The organism is Paenibacillus sp. FSL k6-2145 (genome assembly GCF_037976585.1).
Lineage (GTDB): Bacteria > Bacillota > Bacilli > Paenibacillales > Paenibacillaceae > Paenibacillus.
The window spans coordinates 3,568,290-3,587,856 of record NZ_CP150267.1; the positions used below are offsets into that span (position 1 = coordinate 3,568,290).

Consider the following 19,567-nt stretch of genomic DNA (forward strand, 5'->3'; position numbering starts at 1 on the left):
TTCAAGAATGATTAGGATTCCAATGTTATAATCTCAAAATAAAATAAGGTGTTCCTAAACAATGGGAACACCTTATTTTTTTCTTTCCAATTAGATACGTGTAAGGAAATGGATAGTTGTCTAGGAGCCTAACATTGTATACAATGACTACCTGAAGCAAACGTATGAGTCGTATTTGTTATGTCTTCAATGAGCTTACTATTTATATAGAAGAAACATGATTAATGGAGGAAGGAGAGGGGGATTTTGCCTGATGAAACACTTGGTATTTACGATACTTCTGGGAAACACCTCTACACTTTTGCTTGCCACGAGAACGAGCATGAATTATGCATGATGGAACTGAATACGCTGCTTGAACCGAGTTTGGAGATCCGTATGGATATGGGGTCGTATGTGTGGTCTGAACGATGTATTCCACCTGGACGCAGTCCTTTTATCCATGGCAGACTGGACGTGATCGGCGAAGGGAGCAGCGTGACTGATCTGCTTCCTCTTGCCAAAGAGATTCAGCTGTTGCCAGAAGAGACATTTAAGGTGATTTGTCTGAAAGAAGGGGATCATACCCCTGATTATGCACAGTCTCGTCAACTGGAAAAAGAAATCGGCATGTGCATTAAGGGCAAGGCACAGATGAAACAACCTAAGGTGACTTTCGGCCTAATCCGAACAGGAGAAAAATGGATCTTGGGCCAGTGGACAGAAGCTGATCGATCTTGGCAAATTCATAGGCAGAAGCCGCAAAACTACTCGACTGGATTTGGCATCACGCTTGCGAGAGCGCTGGTTAATATTGCTGTTCCGAGAGTAGAAAACCATCGCTTGCTTGATCCATGCTGCGGTATGGGAACGGTTGTGATTGAGGCTTTATCCATGGGAATTGATGCAAAAGGTAACGATCTTAATCCGCTAGCTGTCCGAGGTGCGCGAATCAATCTGCCGCATTATGGATATGATTCAGATCGAATCACACTGGGGGATATGAATGAGCTGCAAGATTTGTATGATGCAGCAATTCTGGACATGCCTTATAATCTCTGCTCTGTACTTCCGGATGCTGAGCAACGAGCCATGCTGGAGAGTTTGCGCATATTGGCAAAACGGGCAGTGATTGTTTCCACAGAGTGGGTAGAAGAGCACTTGTTGGAAGCGGGATGGACTGTAAAAGAGTATCGAACAGTACATAAAGGCACGTTTATACGTCATATTTGGCTGTGTATGTAAGCGCAAAAAAACAAAAACTCTACCTCTGAGGAAATTTCCAGAGGTAGAGTTTTTTATTGCTTACAATATCCATTGAACTAACTGTTTAGACGAGAACGTAGAGGACAGAAAAAACTGAAGAAGCGGAGCGTTCGCCTTTATTCACAGATTTTCACTTTTATAAAAGTGAATCAAAAAATCTGGGAATAACAGTGATCGGAAGGTTGTTCTGTCATCGGAGTTGTAAGTCTAAATCTTTTTAGTTCAATGTATATCGTTGATCTGATTTGCACAATATTGCATGGGAACGGGTGTTTGTGTTAATATTTATGACTATAATCCACAAGGTTCACCGGCAGGGTATCGCCAGCGACGTAAGCTTCTAGATTTTTGACGAAAATATCGACTGCTCGATCCGTGTATTGCTCTGTACTTCCTGCGATATGAGGCGTAATTAACACGTTATCCATGCCCCATAGCGGGTGGTCTGCAGGAAGAGGTTCTTCTTCGAACACGTCCAGTGCGGCGAAGGCAACTTGGCCGCTTTGGAGTGCATTCAGCAACGCTTCCGTATTCACACTGGGGCCACGGCCGACATTGACGAAGCAGGCACCGGATCGGAACTGCTCAAATGCAGTTTGATCATATATATGTTTGGTTTCATCAGTTAGCGGTAAAATGTTAATTACATAATCGCCCTGGCTCAAGGCTTCATGTAAACCGGTCATGTCGTACATTTTGTCCACATTGGGGACATCCTTACCTGAGCGGCGAACTCCGATCGTGCGCATGCCGAGTGCTTTGAGAATACGGGCTGTTTCCGTACCGATCTCACCTACACCAACGATGACCGCTGTTTTGCCATGCAGTTCCGGCAGTGGTTTGGCAGGAGCTTTCCATTCGGCCTGCTGTTGATGCAGCATGGCTTGTCTCAGCCAGCGACTGTGGGATAACATCATGCCCAGAATAATTTCGGTGATTGGAATCGCGTGAACTCCATTTGCACTGGTGACCTGAACGTTCTTTTGTTGCAAATCTGCGAAGGGGAGATTGTCCACACCAGCAGACCAGACCTGAACCCACTTCAACAGGCTGTCTTGTTTCAATGCATGTTCTGTGACGAGTGGGGACCAGCCGAGAATAATCTCAGCTTCTTTTAACTCAGCGGGGTCCAATTCCTTGGCTTTTCCGAATTTCAGGGTGTATCCTGGTGCAGCATTCTGAATGCGTTGTCGCTGTTCTTCGGATAGAGATGGAAAACATACAATTTTACCCATAATGTGTGGTCCTCCTGAGATAAATAGTTTGATGAGTTTGATAATTAAAGTGTATCAGATTTAGTGTTGGATGTGCATTAAGGTGGGAAATGCAGGAATCTAGCCTTATTTGCAAATGGTTATATTTGTGTCACTCTATACTTACCCAACTTGAAACGATATGTATAGTTATGAAATAATAGAGCGAACTTTAGAGAGGTGTATGCAATGAATAACCAATCACATCAGGATCATTCATCACGACGGGAAAGATTGTTTGTAGCAATTCGTCTTCCTGTTGCTGTTCAGCAGTCTCTTCAGATGGATGCAAGCCTTGTACAGAACAAGCTAGATTTTCGTAAATGGACAGATCATAGAGATTATCATATAACCTTGCAATTTCTGGGGGATACGTTAGTTAGTGACATCGGGCACCTGCGAAAAGCATTGCGCTCAGCAGCAAGCGGATTTCAGCCGTTTGAACTTCAGCTTTCCGACTGGGGCACATTTGGACTTGAAGAAGCACCTAAGGTGCTTTGGAAAGGTGTTAGCGGAGAGGTAGAGCACTTGTTTTCATTGCAAAAACAAATCGTGCAGGCGACTTCGCCCCTTGGGTATGAAGCTGAATTAAGACCTTATGCTCCCCACATTACCATTGCCAGAAAATATCTGGGACAGCTTCCAGGTAATGAAAATAAAGGGGTATCTGGAGTGCTTCCGGAACATTCCACAGGTGCTAATTCATGGATGGTGGAGGACATTGTACTTTATGTGACAAGGCTGGGCCAATCGCCAATGTATGAGGTCCTGGACACGTTCTCTTTTTCCTGATAATCATTTTTATGCCATAAAATCACATTGACATAACGTTTATCCCTATGTAATATTAGCCATCGTTATTCAAATTCTTTTTTTTGGGTTACTTAGTTAAGGGAATTGTTTCGACAGGAGGAATCTTCGAATGAACATTATAAGCAAAAATCGTTGGGTAGCACCGATGTTATCAGTGCTGCTTGTATGTATAGTGGGGGTAAATGTCGTTCAGGCGACGGGGAAGTGGAATGAAGCTAGTGATAGTAAACAGATGACCGAACTTGCGGCTTCTGTGCAAAATAACCAAACATCTACGCAAGAAGAGAGGCGTATGATGGAAGATGGGACAAGTCTGTCCTCTAATCTGTCTGCCCAAACCGTAGCGTGGACTGAATCTCTGCCAGCGAAGAACTGGCTTACGACTGCTCAAGAAGAGCAGGAACTGCAAGAAGCCAAGGCCAAGAACAAAGCTAGAGCGGTAGCTGCGGCCAAAGCCAAAAAAGAAGCTGCACTGAAATTGGCCAAAGTGAAACGTGCCAAAGAAGTCGCTGCTGTAACAACTCCCCCCCAAAAACTATACTTTACACGGACCAAACTTCTGAACCAGGAAGACTCGAAACTTGCAACCTGGTCATACAGTGTGTCCGATAAAGAACTGCATCTGCTGCAAAAAATCGTCATGGCAGAAGCGGAAGGTGAACCGTACGAAGGCAAAGTGGCAGTTGCCAATGTTGTCTTAAACCGGCTGCGGTCAGCCAATTTTCCCGATACCATTTACAAGGTCATCTATCAGAAATCCCAGTTTAGTCCTGTAGCGAACGGACGTATGAAACGTGTAGTTCCCAACGAGGACAGCATCAAAGCAGTGAATGCTGCGTTGAACGGGAAGAAGGAAGTTGCCGATGATACGTATTATTTCTTATCATTGACGCTTGCCGACGATCTGACAGTTGCTCGCTCGCAGAAAAAAGTAAAAACGATCGGTCATCATACTTTTTACAAGTAATCGACCCGTAAATTCTGCAAACAGGCAGGGTAGTTAACTGTGTGTGTATCACACGGCCCTTGAAAAAGCCTGAATCGTAGTTTTATTTCGTTATTTAAAATATCGTTATACTCTAAATTACCCTTTTTTCTGCCAAATCATACGGTGGAATTAGTGAAAATAAAAGAAGGTTCCCTTCCAAAAATTCGGAAGGGAACCTTCTTTGTATATCGTGAGCAATTGTCTTGTCCCCTATAACACCTCGTGAGAGCTGTTCTATAGGTCCATAGAGGCGTCAGAATGGTATTCTGGTACCTGACAAGGACGTGGCAGCAATTCCGGCTGTGAAGCGCTCCACGGAGGTTGTTGTGACTTCGGCCGTAGTCGGGAACAATAAGTTATGAACAGCTTGAGCACAGCACTTCGGATCATAGGCCGAATGGTTACCTGAAATATGTGTTACGTTCAGCGGGCTTTCAGTTTGAGTAGATGCCTGTTCCACTAGTTGTCTGAAACGATTGGTGATCACGTCGGCAGAGTGAATGACCTGGCCGTATCCGGCTTGTACAAAGTATTCACAGTTCTCTTCCTCTTGACCTGCAATCGGAGGAATGAACAACATCGGTAGACCCTTGGCCAGCGCTTCAGTGCATGTCATGCCACCTGGCTTCGTAATCAGCACATCGGATACATCCATCAGTTTGCTTACTTCCCGTGTATATCCCAAAATACGAATATTCGGATGTTGGAAGCAAGGCATTTCCTTCATTTTTGCAATCATTTTTTCATTGCTTCCTAGACAGAAGACCAATTGAACACGATCTGCCCAAGACGTGAGAGCTTTCATATGATCCTCATCAAACGAAAGTCCCCATCCGCCACCCATAAGCAGCGCCGTAGGCATGTTCTGAAGCCCCATCTCTTCCCGTAGCTTCACCTTATCTCCAGCTTCCCAGAAGTCTGGATGCACAGGGATTCCCGTGATCTGAATATGGGAGGGATCGACACCCCGGATCTCAAGCAATGCTTTGACCTGAGGGGTAGAGACCAGATATTTGTTCACTTCCGGATTAATCCATGTTCCGTGCACGTCATAATCCGTCACAACCGTATAGAGCGGGATATTCAGACCCTGGCGTTTGAGCCGGGAGATGACAGCATTCGGAAAAGGATGGGTACAGATCACCGCATCGGGTTTTAGTTGGGATACGACCTGTGCCGTCTGTGTATAGAAAATTCGGTGCAACGCCAGCTTGGTAAAACCATTTAATGATTTATTGTACTGTGTGCGGTACAACAGGCTGACCAGTTTGGGTTGAACCGATAGTGTCTTTCGATATGCAGAGAAAATTAGTGGAGCTACCGTTGGGTTCAAAAATTTGCCTAGTTCAATGACACGACTGTGAACATGTGGACTGACTTTTTTGATGCCATGTGCCAGCGCATGAGCGGCCTGAGTGTGACCGGTACCGAAACCTTCCGATAATAAGAGCACTCTTGGTTTTCGCATGAGTTCACCTTTATTCATAAGTTTTAATTCAAAATGAAGATATTCTAGCTAGGGAATGCGTTACTACATGAATATACATTGAAGCTCAAAATCATGTTTCTTCTATGAATATTTACACCATATATCTTACAATGAGACAACCTAAACTTCATTATATATACGTATTATCTGAGTCATCTTACACTATAGACGACGACAGAAGGAGTTTCCACTGCATTTAGGTTAAAAAATATTAACACAATTTTTAAAATGTTAGGGTTGCAATCTGTTTTCTAAGGTGGTATTGTATATTTTGACCGAATGACCGAATTGTATTTTTGGTCATTTATGTAGAGCGATTGAACAATGAATGTGTTTAAAGGAGGGATATGATGGCTCCGATTGACAGGAGACAGCAGGTTATTCATGCAGCAGCCCAGTCGTTTGCCATGTTTGGATACAAAGCAACGACGATGGATCAGGTCGCCAAGATTGCGAACGTTGGCAAAGGAACGATCTATACGTTTTTTACCAATAAGGAACAATTGTTTGATCAGATCCTGGTAGAAGTGATTCAGGAAATGAAGAACATCGCGCATCGTGAAGTACATCAGGAAAGTGCATTTTTCGATAATCTGTTTCGAGTACTGGATGCCTTGTTAGAGTTTCGTCGTGATCACGATCTGCTCGTTAAGTTATCTCAGGAGCTGAAGGACTTTGGAACGCTGCAGGCCAAGGAAGGTTTGGACAAGGTGGAGAAAGTAATCTCCGACTTTCTGGCTAAGGAGCTTGAGAAAGCAAAAGACAATGGAGAGATTCGAGATTGTGATCCGCAAGTCGTTGCATTTATGATGATTCGCCTGTATATTGCATTAACCTCAGACTGGAGCAAACAACATCAACCGCTGAGCAAAGAGGAAATTAAGACTTACTTTCGCCTTTTCTTAATGGAAGGAATTGCTGCTGTAACGTAATCCGAATTTTATCTACTATAATATAAGGATTTTCACGCGTATCAAGCAGTGAGGCTTGTCGGAAGACAGGTTGTTTTTTTGCCCTAAAGTGACTGTTTGAGGAAAGTGGTCAGTTCGTGTTTCAGTATATTTTCTGGAATGCGACATTGTATTTCATTATGGTTATTCCTGCTCATGGAGCAGAGAGATTAAGGGGAGAAAATGACATGAAATCTTTATCCGTGTTTTTCAAGGATGTGGGATCGGCCGTGAGAAACCCGAAGGTGTTGATCCCTGTTATTGCAATTATGTTTATACCGATCCTGTATAGTGGCATCTATCTGGCGGCCTATTGGGACCCGTATGGTCATGTGGATGAGATGCCGGTTGCCGTTGTCAATCTGGATAAAGGCGCTGAGCTGGAGGGCAAATCCCTCCATGTAGGTAGTGATCTGGTGGATGAGCTGAAGAAAAATGCCGATTTCAAATGGGATTTTGTCAGTGCGAGTCAAGCCAAAGAAGGCATGAGTAATGACAAATATTATATGCAAATTACGATTCCGGAGAACTTCTCATCCCAAGCAACAACGTTGCTCGATGACAAGCCGGAGCCGGCTGATCTGATCTATGAACCGAATGGCAATTACAGTTTTGTCGGTGCACAGATCGGTAAGACCGCTATTAAGGACCTGAAAGCAAAAGTCTCAGCCAAAGTAACGGAATCCTATGCAGAGACATTGCTCGACAAGTTCTCCGAAGTATCGGATGGCTTGGCTGAGGCAGGCGACGGGGCGGGTGAACTGAATACCGGCGCAGGCAAACTGGATGATGGTGCTGTTAAGCTCAAGGATAACCTGGCGAAGCTTGCATCAGGAACGCTTGAACTTCAGGAAGGACTTTCTCCATTAAGTGATGGTGTTAACGCGCTGCACACTGGGGCAACCAAGCTTGAAAGTGGAACATCGAATCTTGTATCCGGTCTGCAACAGCTTCAGGCAGCTGCTTCGAGCCAGCTTCAGAGCGGAGCAGATCAGTTGAAGGATGGCAGCGCCAAGTTGGAAACGGGACTCCAGTCTTCACTGGATGGCACAAGTAAGTTGCAGGCTGGCCTGAAATCGTCAGAACAGGGCAGTGCGAAGCTGTCGGATGGTCTGCAAAGTGCCGTTCAGGGCAGCGGTACACTGGCAACAGGCCTGCAATCGGCTGTAGATGGCAGCTCCAAGGTTGCTGATGGTGCACAGAGCGTAGCCGCCGGATTGAAGCAGCTTGCTGCCTCGAACCCGGAATTGGCTGAAAGTGCTGATGTACAGAAACTGCTTGCGGCGAGTGAAGCCGTTGCCGATGGCAGTGCACAATTGCATGAGAGCGAGCAGAAGCTTGCACAGGGTGCAGATCAGCTGCATCAGGGCAATCAGCAGCTGGCTGCGGGCGCATCCGAGCTTCATGGTGGCCAGGAGCAACTTCTTGCTGGTGCAAACCAGCTGGTAGATGGACAAAAGCAATTGCTGGCAGGAGCCGGACAGCTTAGTCAAGGAGGAGCGAAGCTCTCCGATGGTCTGAAGCAGTTCAGTGGCAAACTGGGTGATGCTGCAAGTGGCGGTACATTGCTCGCCAATGGTGCCAAGCAGCTGGGCTCAGGTACAACAGCTTTGCAAACGGGTGTAGGCAAACTCAGTGGTGGTGTTAATTCACTTACCGATGGTTCCAAACAACTGGGGGATGGCGCAGGCAAACTGGCTGACGGTCTTACCGAGCTAAAAGATGGCTCAAGTGAACTGGCTACCAAGCTGAATGATGCCGCGCAGAAAACATCCGAAGTTAAGAAAACGGATGATGTAGTGAACATGTTCGCTGAACCTGTAAACTCCTCGGAGAACACAGCAGAGAACGTAAGCAATTATGGTACAGGATTGACACCGTTCTTCCTGTCGATCGGTCTGTTTGTGGGATCGTTGATTTCCACGATTGTATTGAAAATGCGGGAAACGTCCGTACCTGGTGCAACAGGCTGGAATCGTTTTGTCAGCCGGACACTGGTATTTGGCTCCGTGAGTATTTTCCAATCGGTTATTGTGGCAAGTTTCATGTTATATGGTCTTGGACTGGAGACGCACAGCGTAGGGCTGTTCTATCTGTTTACCATTATTACGGGGCTGACCTTCATGTTGATCGTTCAGGCACTTGTAACCTGGCTGGATCTGCCTGGACGTTATGTCGTCATTCTGCTTCTGGTCTTCCAGCTTGCGGCTAGTGCAGGAACCTTCCCGGTAGAACTGATTCCATCATGGCTTCAGGCATTTAGCCCTTGGTTGCCAATGACACACAGCATTATGGGCTTCAAAGCCGTTGTATCGAGTGGTAATCTGGATGTGATGTGGCATCAGGCAGGTATTCTTAGCATCTATGCAGGTGTATCCATTCTGCTGACGCTTGCTTACTTCCTCTGGAATGGCAGACGTCCGAAAAAAGAAGTCGAACAGGCTGATTCTGGTCAAGTTGTGACGGCATAAGTCGAACCTGATCTTCAGCAGGGTCATATTTATGAAAAAAAACTTTATTTTCTTGTAGTGAAATTATGCAATATAGTAGTCAAATAGTGCAAATAGCCTGTGACCCCAAAAAGGGGTTGCAGGCTATTTTGTATACAAATGCATAGAGAAGTAAAGTTTCGCTGGCTTAAGCAGTGAAAATTTGGTGGAATTATGGATAAACGTAGGCTGCACATGGAACGATTTTCTTCTGTCAGCAATTTAATTCAGTTGTACTCTGGCTTAAAAAGTGTATAATTATTCGAAAAAGAGATGAATTTAAACGTCACTACTGTAAAGCTGTACTGCAAAACATTTCTTATCAGAGGTATTAAAAAGTTTAAATTGCGCTGATGTTAGGTCGGTGTTAAAATAATAGAACTATATCAAAAAAACGTCGCTCCATTTCAGTAGCCGTGCCAGCGGCTGCATGTTGATTTATACAGGCTGTTTGCCGGATCGTCCGGATCAGCTCATCTCATTTAATGGCTTCTGCCCAATAGCAGGCATTATTTTTGACAGTCTCATGCTGTCACCTCTTCTATCTAGCAGGCTCTATCGCAAGCGAAAGGCCAGCTCCTCCCGTTTCATTGTTGCCTGTTGCCTATGTTCTTGATCTTTCCGAAATACTTCATTATAGAAAGGTTGCGTTCCATGAGACACATCGGATTACCTCCAAAACAGGGTCTGTATGACCCGCAGTTCGAAAAAGACGCATGCGGAATGGGTTTTGTTGCCAACATCAAAGGAGTACCTTCACACGATATCGTTAGTCAGGCACTGACCATGCTCAGTAACATGGAGCACCGTGGAGGACAGGGAAGTGAACCGAATTCCGGCGACGGAGCAGGTATCCTGATTCAGATTCCACATCGCTATTTTGCACAGGAAGCAGAACGTCTTGGTTTTGCATTGCCAGAACAGGGTTTCTATGGCGTAGGGATGTTGTTCCTTTCCCAAGACCCTGCCATTCGTAGTGCACATGAAGAGAGCCTTAAGAAGATTATTGAAGAAGAAGGACAGACGTTCCTGGGTTTCCGGGATGTTCCTACTTTTGATGAAATGCTTGGCCGTTCTGCGCTTGCAGCGAAACCTTATGTACGTCAGGTGTTCATTGGAAGATCCGCAGATGTGAAGGATGAGCTTGGATTCGAGCGAAAGCTGTATGTTATTCGCAGACGCGCTGAGCTGGCTATTCGTTATTCGGCAGATGAAGCAGAAGGCGGTTCATTCTACCTTCCAAGCTTGTCTTGTCGCAAAATTGTATATAAAGGCATGCTGACAACGGAACAGGTGGGAGAGTTCTATCTGGATCTGCAGCAAGACCTTGTTGAATCGGCTATTGCACTCGTGCATTCCCGTTTCAGTACAAACACCTTCCCAAGCTGGGAACGTGCCCACCCGTATCGCTTCATGATCCACAACGGTGAGATCAACACGATGCGTGGTAACGTGAACTGGATGCATGCTAGACAGTCCTTGTTCGAGAGCGAGTTGTTCGGTGACGACATCGCGAAAGTAAAACCGGTCATCAATCCAGACGGTTCGGATACAGCGATGTTCGATAACACGCTGGAGTTCCTGTATCTGAGCGGCCGTTCCCTGCCACACGTGGCCATGATGATGGTTCCTGAACCTTGGAGCACAGATGAAGGCATGGACCCTGCCAAAAAAGCATTTTATGAATATCACAGCACAATGATGGAGCCTTGGGATGGACCAGCAGCAATGGCCTTCACAGATGGTTTGCAAATTGGTGCAACACTCGACCGTAACGGTTTGCGTCCAGCTCGTTATTATGTAACCAAAGATGACCGTATTATCCTGTCCTCCGAAGTTGGGGTACTTGATATCGCACCGGAAGAGATCCTGTACAAAGATCGTCTGCGCCCAGGTCGGATGTTGCTTGTGGATACACAAGAAGGCCGCATCATCGCGGATGAGGAAGTAAAAGCAATCATTGCAGCCGAGAATCCGTATCAGGATTGGCTTGATGAGCATTTGATGGATCTGAGCGAGTTGCCGGAAGCACCGGAACTTCCTGATCCAAAACATGATAACGTGACCCAGCTTCAGCTGGCATATGGTTATACATTTGAAGAACTGCGTAAAATTCTGGAGCCCATGGCAACAACAGGTATGGAAGCTACGGGTTCGATGGGTTATGATGCACCGCTGGCTGTGCTGTCGGATCGCCCGCAGCGTCTGTACAACTACTTTAAACAGATGTTTGCCCAGGTAACCAACCCGCCAATCGATGCAATCCGTGAAGAGATTGTAACGTCTACGGCAACAACCATTGGACCTGAGCGCAACTTGTTGAATCCAGAACCGGAGAGCTGTCGCCAGATCCGTCTGGATACACCGGTATTGTCCAATGAAGACTTTGCGAAGATTCGCCATGTGCGTCGCCCAGGCTTCCGCTCCATGACGATTCCAATCTTCTTCACCGCTGCGGAAGGAGCAGAAGGACTTCGCAAAGCGATGGATTTGCTCTTCGAAGCTGCGGATCGTGTCATCGACAAAGGTCATAACATTCTGATCCTGTCTGACCGCGGTGTGGACGCAGAGAATGCTGCCATTCCTGCATTGCTTGCTGTAGCAGGTCTGCATCACCATCTGATTCGCCAGGGAACCAGAACCAAAGTCAGCATTATGCTCGAATCGGCAGAACCGCGTGATATTCACCACTACGCGTTGCTGCTGGGTTACGGTGTAAGTGCGGTGAACCCTTATCTGGCCTTTGAAACGCTGGATGACATGATTCAGCAAGGGTTGCTGCGTGGTATCTCGCATGAGAAAGCAGTGAAAAACTACATTAAAGCAGCTACCAAAGGCGTTACTAAAGTGTTGTCCAAAATGGGGATTTCTACGATTCAATCGTATCGTGGAGCTCAAATATTCGAAGCGGTAGGTCTGAAATCAGACTTCGTTGACCGTTACTTTACTTGGACACCTTCCCGTATCGGTGGAATTGGGTTGGAAGAAGTGGCAGCCGAAGCGTTGACACATCATAACCGTGCCTTTACGGAAAAAGACGGTAACGATAAAGTATTGGATTCCGGTGGGGATTATCAATGGCGTAACGACGGAGAAGAGCATCTGTTCAATCCGCAAACCATTCATACCCTGCAACATGCGGTACGCACTGGGGATTACAAGCTGTATAAAAAATATTCCAAACTTGTACAAGGTGAGAATGATCAACTGTTGACCATTCGCTCCATGCTGAAACTGAAACCGGTGGGAGCTTCCATTCCACTCGAAGAAGTTGAATCCGTAGAAGATATCATGCGTCGTTTCAAAACAGGTGCAATGTCCTTCGGTTCGATCAGTAAAGAGGCGCATGAAGATCTTGCCATCGCTATGAACCGTGTTGGAGGTAAATCCAATACCGGTGAAGGTGGAGAAGACCCGGCTCGCTTCATTAAAGATAGCAACGGGGATTCCCGTCGCAGTGCGATTAAACAGGTAGCATCCGGACGTTTTGGTGTTACATCCAACTACTTGGTTAATGCTGACGAGATTCAGATTAAAATGGCTCAGGGAGCAAAACCGGGTGAAGGCGGACAACTGCCAGGACGTAAAGTGTATCCTTGGGTTGCTGAAGTCCGTGGATCTACACCGGGTGTAGGTCTGATCTCTCCACCACCGCATCACGATATCTACTCAATCGAAGATCTGGCAGAACTGATCTATGACTTGAAAAATGCCAATCCGCGTGCTGAGATTAACGTGAAGCTTGTATCGGAAGTGGGCGTGGGTACCATCGCAGCTGGTGTAGCCAAAGGCCGTGCCGATATTATCCTCGTCAGCGGTTATGACGGTGGTACAGGTGCATCACCGCAAGGTTCGATTCGCCACGCAGGTATGCCTTGGGAACTAGGTCTTGCAGAGACACATCAAACGTTGATGCTGAACAATCTGCGTGACCGTGTCGTCCTCGAAACAGACGGCAAAATGCTTAACGGACGTGACCTAGCGATTGCAGCCTTGCTTGGAGCAGAAGAGTATGGTTTCTCTACAGCACCGCTCGTTGCACTTGGCTGTATCATGATGCGTGTCTGTCAAATGGATACTTGTCCGGTTGGTGTAGCGACACAGAATCCGGAATTGCGTAAAAATTATATGGGTGATCCAGCTCATGTGGTTAACTTCATGCGATTTGTTGCTGAAGATGTGCGTGAGATCATGGCTGATCTTGGTTTCCGTACTATTCAGGAGATGGTCGGACGTACAGATTGCCTCGAAACGGTAGAAGCCGTAGATCACTGGAAGAAAAAAGGTGTGGATCTGTCTGTATTGCTGCACGTGCCTGAAATGCCGGAAGGCTCTGCACGTTACCGCACACAGCATCAGAATCACCAATTGGAAGAAACGCTGGATATGCAACAATTGCTGCCACTGGCACAGTCTGCTATTGAATCCGGTCAACCGGTTGAAGCGGTGCTTCCAATTACAAACGTTAACCGTGCAGTAGGTACCATTTTGGGTAGTGAGATCACACGCAAATATGGACTCGCAGGATTGCCTGAAGATACGGTTAAATTCAAATTTGTCGGCTCTGCCGGACAAAGCTTTGGGGCCTTTGTACCTAAAGGAATGACCTTGACCGTTGAAGGGGATTCCAATGACTACGTAGGTAAAGGACTGTCCGGAGGTAAACTGATCGTGATGCCTTCTCCGAAAGCAACGTTTGAGGCGGAAGATAACATCATTATCGGTAACACGGCTCTTTACGGAGCAACAAGCGGTGAAGCGTATATCCGTGGTATTGCGGGTGAGCGATTTGCTGTACGTAACTCGGGCGCCAAAGTAGTCGTTGAAGGTGTAGGCGACCATGGTTGTGAGTATATGACAGGTGGACGTGTCGTTGTACTGGGCGATACAGGTCGTAACTTTGCAGCAGGGATGTCCGGAGGTATTGCCTATGTATATGATCCAGAAGGCACATTCCTGAAACGTTGTAATCTGGAAATGGTTCTTTTGGAGCGTATCGAAGATGTGGCCGAAAGTGCAGATCTGCGAGGCATGATTCAACGTCATGTTGCCAATACAGGAAGTGCTGTCGGTCAGCGCGTTCTGGATAACTGGCAAGATGCGCTGAATCAGTTCGTTCGGGTTATTCCGAAGGACTTCAAACGTATGACAGAACAGATCGAACGGATTCAAGCAACAGGTTTGACGGGAGAAGCAGCGCTGCTCGCAGCGTTTGAAGCGAATATGCGTGAACTTGCACGTGCTGGAGGTTAATAAAACTTCCTTGTTCAAAGGTGGAAGTGCATGAACAGGTTGTATTAAGAATAATAGGAGCAATATGGTTGCCATTCCGGCACCATATTGCTCCTATTTTGCTTTCGACAAAATTAGAACCCCTTCAAAAAACGTTATCGCCATGAGACGACAACATCGAGGAACATTCTCAAGTATAATAAGGCTAGTTTTGGAGGGCAGGGAAAGTATAAAGATAAGAGAGGTTAGCGGAATGAATATGAAGCATCCAAACAGGGACGATCGTAGGCCGACAGGTAAACAAGTCGAAGCAACCCAGATGGACATCATGAAGGTTTTACTGCAATGCGGAATCGACCCGGAGCGTTGGAACCATTTCGTATCCTCCGTCAACAACAAGCGTCCTTGACACAATAGACAAGCATGGAATGAAAGGGAATCAAGACACAAAAAAAGCCCAGAAGCCAGAGATGTTATCTCTCGGAAACTGGGTCCTCTTTTCGGGTTTAGTCCATACTGCGTTCCATTCGGACAAACGCAATAAAACGACGTGCCTCTTCTTCTGTTAAGGACTTCCCATCAATCATCAGATCGAAGCGTTCTAACACTTCTTTATCCGACAACTCCAAGGTATCCACGAATTCACGTACATCTTCATCCATCACGACATCGCTTTGCTTTGTACGTCCTATAAGATAATCAATAGACACCTCAAAGATGTCAGCAAGTCTCGTTAACACTTCGAAATCCGGTTTACGACGGTTCTTCTCGTAGTGGGAGAGAGCAGCTCTGGTAATATGAATGGAGCTCGCAAGTTCTTCTTGAGTAAGTCCCCGCTGTTCCCGTAATTCAGCAATGCGATTTCCGTAGCTCATAAGCTATTTCCCCCTGAACGACATCAAATATATATTGAAACAATCCTGAGCCAAGTGTTTGATCAGGGCAGCTTTCCTGCAAAAGAGTAACTCCTCATGTGTTTCCTTTAACCCATTTCCATTTGTAAATAGGTCTGTCTAAGGACATCTCAAATTGTCGTAAATCAAAAGAACCATGTCCAAATACCGCTTGACATGATACGTATTGTATCGTAAATTGGACGTATGGAGTTACAAAATGTATCATTTGGAATATTTTAAGTATCTCCTTGTTGCCTGGACCATATACCTGTGAGAAGGAAGTGTAGGCAGTCCATGTAGGCTAATCCATTCTAAAGGAATGAAACCATGTATTCAATAATTCAGGAATGGGCTGATATGAAATTAAATGTCCATATGTACATTCAGGAGTTTCATGGGAAAATGATAGACCGCAAAAGACGCCCTGTTCTGTTACTTGGAATGGACACTCAAGCAATCACCTTCCTGAGCGACCTGAAGTTGCCGGTATCATCAGAAATGCTCATTGGTTTGGATGTTGAAGATCAACATGTATGTGTACGACTTCACGCAAGGTTGCAATGGAAACAGCCCTTCGGAGAGCTCACAATGTATCATTCAAACTTGCATATTCAGCACGAACAGAAACTATATATAACTGGACAGTTAAACACAATGCTTACTGAAGTTCAGTTTCCCGCAGTTTCCCGTTTTCAGTATGAAAAGGCAACAGAACAAAAGGCTCTGCAGGAACCCTATCATTACATTGATTTCACCATATAATTCCAAGCGATTCTTAACATTTTCTGAACAAAACATGTACTTAACGCCATTTTACTATATTTCATAGCGTTATGCATTAGTTCTTTAACACCAAAAGCATTTGCGCAATGAATAAAGGGGCGAGGGGGCTCATACTATTTCAGGAAGTTTGGATATGGTTGAAATGCACTGCCACATATTATCCGGCCTGGATGATGGTCCTGTTCGAATGGAGCAGTCCGTTGCGATGGCTGAGAAGGCGGCAGCCTCAGGAATTACCTCCATTATTGCTACTCCGCATCACCTGAACGGGCAATACAACAATGAACCGATGGTGGTCAATCAGGCCGTGAACCTGCTCCATGCAGAACTTCGCAAACGCAACATTCGCCTGGAGATCCGTCCCGGACAGGAAATCAGGGTGCATGACAACCTGATTGGAGACTTATATGCAGGAAAGTGCTGCACACTCGCCGGAAGTCGTTACATGTTGCTGGAACTGCCCTTTGGTCATATTCCCTCACAGTTCCCCAGGATACTGCATGAATTACGAATAGCGGGAATTACCCCTATTATTGCTCATCCGGAACGCAATCGTGTCATTTTGAAGAAGCCAAAGTTGTTGGCTGATTACTTGAGTCAAGGCGGGCTATGTCAGCTCACAGCTCAATCTTTCACTGGGCTTTTCGGATGGAAAGTTCGGCAGTGGTGTTTTCATTTTTGCAAAGAAAACGGGTTTCATTTCATTTCATCAGATGCACATGATACGTGCAAAAGGACATTTGCCATAAGTGAAGGAGAGCGGGCCATCGAGCGTCGATTTGGAGCCGAAGCCGTTAAAAGGCTGGCAGAGAATGCGTCGCACATTCTATCGAATTCGTGTCTGGTCACAGAACGCTGGAAACCTCGCAAATGGCTGCTGTCCATCTGGTAGTTACATAGATAGATCACAACGTATAGGAGGAATGAAAGTGGAACTGAAAGGATATTTTCGACTCTTACAAAAGAAACTGTGGTTGATTGTTGCAATTGCTTTGATAGCCGGTGTGGGTGCAGGGGTCAAAAGCATTTTCTTCACCCAGCCCATCTATGAGGCAAGTTCCAAACTGATCGTGAACCAGACCTCTAACGTTCAAGGCCAGGCGATGATGGACTTCAGCATGATTCAAACCAATATCAAACTCATTAACTCATACAGAGAAATTATTAAATCTTCCGCCATTATGGATAAAGTCGCTACCACGTATCCAGACCTAGGCTTAACCTCTGCTCAGCTCATGAATAGCACCTCCGTCTCTACAGCCAGCGAATCCCAAGTGATGAGCATAACTGTACAAGGGACTACCTACGAAAAAGCCGCAAAAACGGTCAATGCCATCTCCAACGTGTTCCAATCTCAAATCCCCCTAATCATGAAAATCGATAATGTGGCTATCCTCAGTGAAGCAAAAGTGGATAGTAACGCATCTCCAATCAATATGAAAACCACATTAAGCATCATTGTCAGTCTGTTCGCAGGTCTTGTGCTCGCGATTGCACTTGTATTCCTGATGGATTATCTGGATGACACATTCAAATCCGAAACTGAACTTGAAAAAGAGCTGGGCCTGCCTGTGCTTACAGTGATATCCAAAATGAAAAAAGATGATCTGAAAAATACGAAAAATTACGTATCTCAACAGAAAGTGGGGGATGGCAAATATGTCGCGGCTAACCAATGAAAATAACAGTCTGGTGACCTATTTTAACTCCAAATCTCAGATCTCGGAGGGATACCGTAAATTACGGACGAACATTCAGTTCTCCTCAATCGACAGTCATATCAAAAAAATCATGGTCGCTTCCGCTGAATCCGGCGAAGGCAAGACAACAACCATTAGCAACCTGGCGGTAACCTATGCCCAGGAAGGCAAGAAAGTTCTGCTGATCGATGCGGATCTGCGTAATCCTTCCTTGCACCAGGTGTTTTCCGTACCGAATCATATCGGTCTTAGTAGTGTGCTGTCTAATCAGTACAGTGTGGAAGACGTGCTTAGAGAGAGCTATATCGATAATCTCCAATTGTTCACTTCTGGCCCAATTCCGCCGAACCCTTCCGAGATGATTGGTTCCAACCGGATGAAAAGGCTGATTGAGAAGTTAGAGGATCAATATGATGTCATCATGTTTGATACACCGCCGGTGCTCGCGGTAACGGATGCACTCATTGTGAGCTCGCTGTGTGATGGTGTGCTGCTGGTCGTGAACTCGGGCAAGGTCAAGAAGGAATTAGTGAAGAAGACCAAGGCTGCTCTGGAGCATGTGAATGCACGAATCCTGGGCGCAATTCTGAACAATATCAAAAACGTTGCAGTTCCGGTGGGCTACGGAGAGAAGTAAACCTTCCATCCAATGCTCCCAAGTAAACAGGTAATGTCTACTGCACCTTTATCACTGTAGGCACTCGGTCATGCTGTGGGTTCAATGAACCTTAGACGTTAATCGTCGAAGGTATGACGTGAGGACGGGTTAGATGCCCTGGTTCAACTTTTATCAAACTAAAAAAAAAGAGGATAGGGTGGTATTTATGAAAAAAGTGAGAAAAGCAATCATTCCTGCAGCTGGACTAGGTACACGATTTTTGCCAGCCACAAAAGCGATGCCCAAAGAAATGCTCCCTATTGTGGACAAACCAACTATACAGTATATCGTTGAGGAAGCCATTGCCTCTGGAATCGAAGACATCATCATCGTAACCGGTAAAGGGAAGCGGGCAATTGAAGATCATTTCGACAACGCTTTTGAACTGGAGCACAACTTGCTGGAAAAAGGGAAACTGGGCTTGCTTGAAGAGGTCCGCAAATCTTCTAACGTGGATATCCACTACATAAGACAAAAAGAGGCCAAAGGACTTGGTCATGCTGTCTGGTGTGCACGTAACTTTATCGGTGACGAACCTTTTGCCGTGTTGCTCGGAGATGATATCGTCGTATCGGAAGTTCCATGCACCAAACAATTGATTGATCAATATGATCAGGTTCAACATTCCATTGTTGGCGTACAGACCGTACTTGCTGAACAAACAGACAGATACGGCATTGTGGACCCGCTTCAATCGGATGGCCGTTTGACAGAGGTTCTCAGGTTCGTAGAGAAACCTGCCCAAGGCACAGCGCCTTCCAACCTGGCGATTATGGGGAGATACGTACTGAGTCCAGAGATTTTCGAACATCTGGAGCAACAAGAGATTGGTCAAGGGGGAGAGATTCAATTAACAGATGCGATTCAGCGTTTAAATGAGACACAAGGAGTGTATGCTTACGATTTCGAGGGAGTACGTTATGACGTGGGCGAGAAACTGGGATTCATTTTGACAACCATCGACTTCGCTCTGCAAAAACAGGAACTTAGAATTCCAATGCTGCAAGCTCTGCAACAGATTCTGGAAAAAGAGTCGGTAGAACATGCAGCCGGGGGGGAGTTTGAATGAGT

The 19,567-nt window shown here is 45.9% G+C and carries 15 protein-coding genes; 12 read left to right on the plus strand and 3 right to left on the minus strand.

Annotated elements, in window-relative coordinates; all coding sequences use genetic code 11:
- Positions 1-246: 246 nt before the first annotated feature.
- Positions 247-1,224, plus strand: a complete 978-nt coding sequence (locus tag NZ043_RS15665) for an RsmD family RNA methyltransferase (protein ID WP_249911551.1) — start codon at positions 247-249, stop codon at positions 1,222-1,224.
- 299 nt (positions 1,225-1,523) lie between these two features.
- Here NZ043_RS15665 and NZ043_RS15670 read toward each other — a convergent pair whose 3' ends face one another.
- A complete protein-coding gene (locus NZ043_RS15670) occupies positions 1,524-2,480 on the minus strand; it encodes a D-2-hydroxyacid dehydrogenase (RefSeq protein WP_133386707.1) in 957 nt (318 codons plus the stop codon).
- A 207-nt stretch (positions 2,481-2,687) separates the two neighbouring features.
- Here NZ043_RS15670 and thpR point away from each other — a divergent pair, with 207 nt between their 5' ends.
- Positions 2,688-3,290 carry an RNA 2',3'-cyclic phosphodiesterase gene (gene thpR / locus NZ043_RS15675; protein WP_133386708.1) on the plus strand — a complete coding sequence of 201 codons (603 nt, stop codon included), beginning with the start codon at positions 2,688-2,690 and terminating at the stop codon, positions 3,288-3,290.
- 130 nt (positions 3,291-3,420) lie between these two features.
- The gene (locus tag NZ043_RS15680) at positions 3,421-4,278 is read left to right on the plus strand and encodes a cell wall hydrolase (protein WP_091033869.1); all 858 of its coding nucleotides are present in this window, start codon (positions 3,421-3,423) and stop codon (positions 4,276-4,278) included.
- A 274-nt stretch (positions 4,279-4,552) separates the two neighbouring features.
- On the opposite strand, the gene NZ043_RS15685 is transcribed toward NZ043_RS15680, so the two are convergent.
- Positions 4,553-5,767 (minus strand): glycosyltransferase, encoded by a 1,215-nt coding sequence (locus NZ043_RS15685; RefSeq protein ID WP_339308827.1) that lies wholly within the window; start codon positions 5,765-5,767, stop codon positions 4,553-4,555.
- Positions 5,768-6,138: 371 nt separating this feature from the next.
- Here NZ043_RS15685 and NZ043_RS15690 point away from each other — a divergent pair, with 371 nt between their 5' ends.
- From NZ043_RS15690 to NZ043_RS15705, 4 genes are all read left to right on the plus strand, one after another.
- Positions 6,139-6,720: a TetR/AcrR family transcriptional regulator gene (locus NZ043_RS15690; protein ID WP_036611349.1), complete on the plus strand. Its 582-nt coding sequence runs from the start codon at positions 6,139-6,141 to the stop codon at positions 6,718-6,720.
- 206 nt (positions 6,721-6,926) lie between these two features.
- Entirely contained in the window at positions 6,927-9,209 is a 2,283-nt protein-coding gene (locus NZ043_RS15695) for a YhgE/Pip domain-containing protein (RefSeq protein WP_091035107.1), read from the plus strand.
- 672 nt (positions 9,210-9,881) lie between these two features.
- Positions 9,882-14,480: a glutamate synthase large subunit gene (gene gltB, locus NZ043_RS15700; protein WP_091033861.1), complete on the plus strand. Its 4,599-nt coding sequence runs from the start codon at positions 9,882-9,884 to the stop codon at positions 14,478-14,480.
- 232 nt (positions 14,481-14,712) lie between these two features.
- Positions 14,713-14,868, plus strand: a complete 156-nt coding sequence (locus tag NZ043_RS15705; RefSeq protein WP_017690128.1) for a hypothetical protein — start codon at positions 14,713-14,715, stop codon at positions 14,866-14,868.
- 97 nt (positions 14,869-14,965) lie between these two features.
- Here the strand turns inward: NZ043_RS15705 and NZ043_RS15710 are convergent, their stop codons facing one another.
- Positions 14,966-15,334 (minus strand): helix-turn-helix transcriptional regulator, encoded by a 369-nt coding sequence (locus NZ043_RS15710; RefSeq protein ID WP_017690127.1) that lies wholly within the window; start codon positions 15,332-15,334, stop codon positions 14,966-14,968.
- Positions 15,335-15,712: 378 nt separating this feature from the next.
- Here NZ043_RS15710 and NZ043_RS15715 point away from each other — a divergent pair, with 378 nt between their 5' ends.
- The 5 genes from NZ043_RS15715 to galU all read left to right on the plus strand — a co-directional run bounded on the left by NZ043_RS15715 (position 15,713) and on the right by galU (position 19,565).
- Complete coding sequence (locus tag NZ043_RS15715; protein ID WP_133386711.1) at positions 15,713-16,117, plus strand: hypothetical protein; 405 nt, start codon at positions 15,713-15,715, stop codon at positions 16,115-16,117.
- A gap of 154 nt (positions 16,118-16,271) precedes the next feature.
- Positions 16,272-17,030 carry a CpsB/CapC family capsule biosynthesis tyrosine phosphatase gene (locus NZ043_RS15720; RefSeq protein WP_133386712.1) on the plus strand — a complete coding sequence of 253 codons (759 nt, stop codon included), beginning with the start codon at positions 16,272-16,274 and terminating at the stop codon, positions 17,028-17,030.
- A gap of 31 nt (positions 17,031-17,061) precedes the next feature.
- Positions 17,062-17,817: a Wzz/FepE/Etk N-terminal domain-containing protein gene (locus tag NZ043_RS15725; protein ID WP_235193748.1), complete on the plus strand. Its 756-nt coding sequence runs from the start codon at positions 17,062-17,064 to the stop codon at positions 17,815-17,817.
- Positions 17,798-18,475, plus strand: coding sequence for a CpsD/CapB family tyrosine-protein kinase (locus tag NZ043_RS15730; protein WP_091033856.1), 678 nt, complete (start codon positions 17,798-17,800; stop codon positions 18,473-18,475). The genes NZ043_RS15725 and NZ043_RS15730 overlap by 20 nt, the downstream gene beginning before the upstream one ends.
- Positions 18,476-18,662: 187 nt before the next feature.
- Positions 18,663-19,565: a UTP--glucose-1-phosphate uridylyltransferase GalU gene (galU, locus tag NZ043_RS15735; RefSeq protein ID WP_091035105.1), complete on the plus strand. Its 903-nt coding sequence runs from the start codon at positions 18,663-18,665 to the stop codon at positions 19,563-19,565.
- The last annotated feature ends 2 nt before the right edge of the window (positions 19,566-19,567 follow it).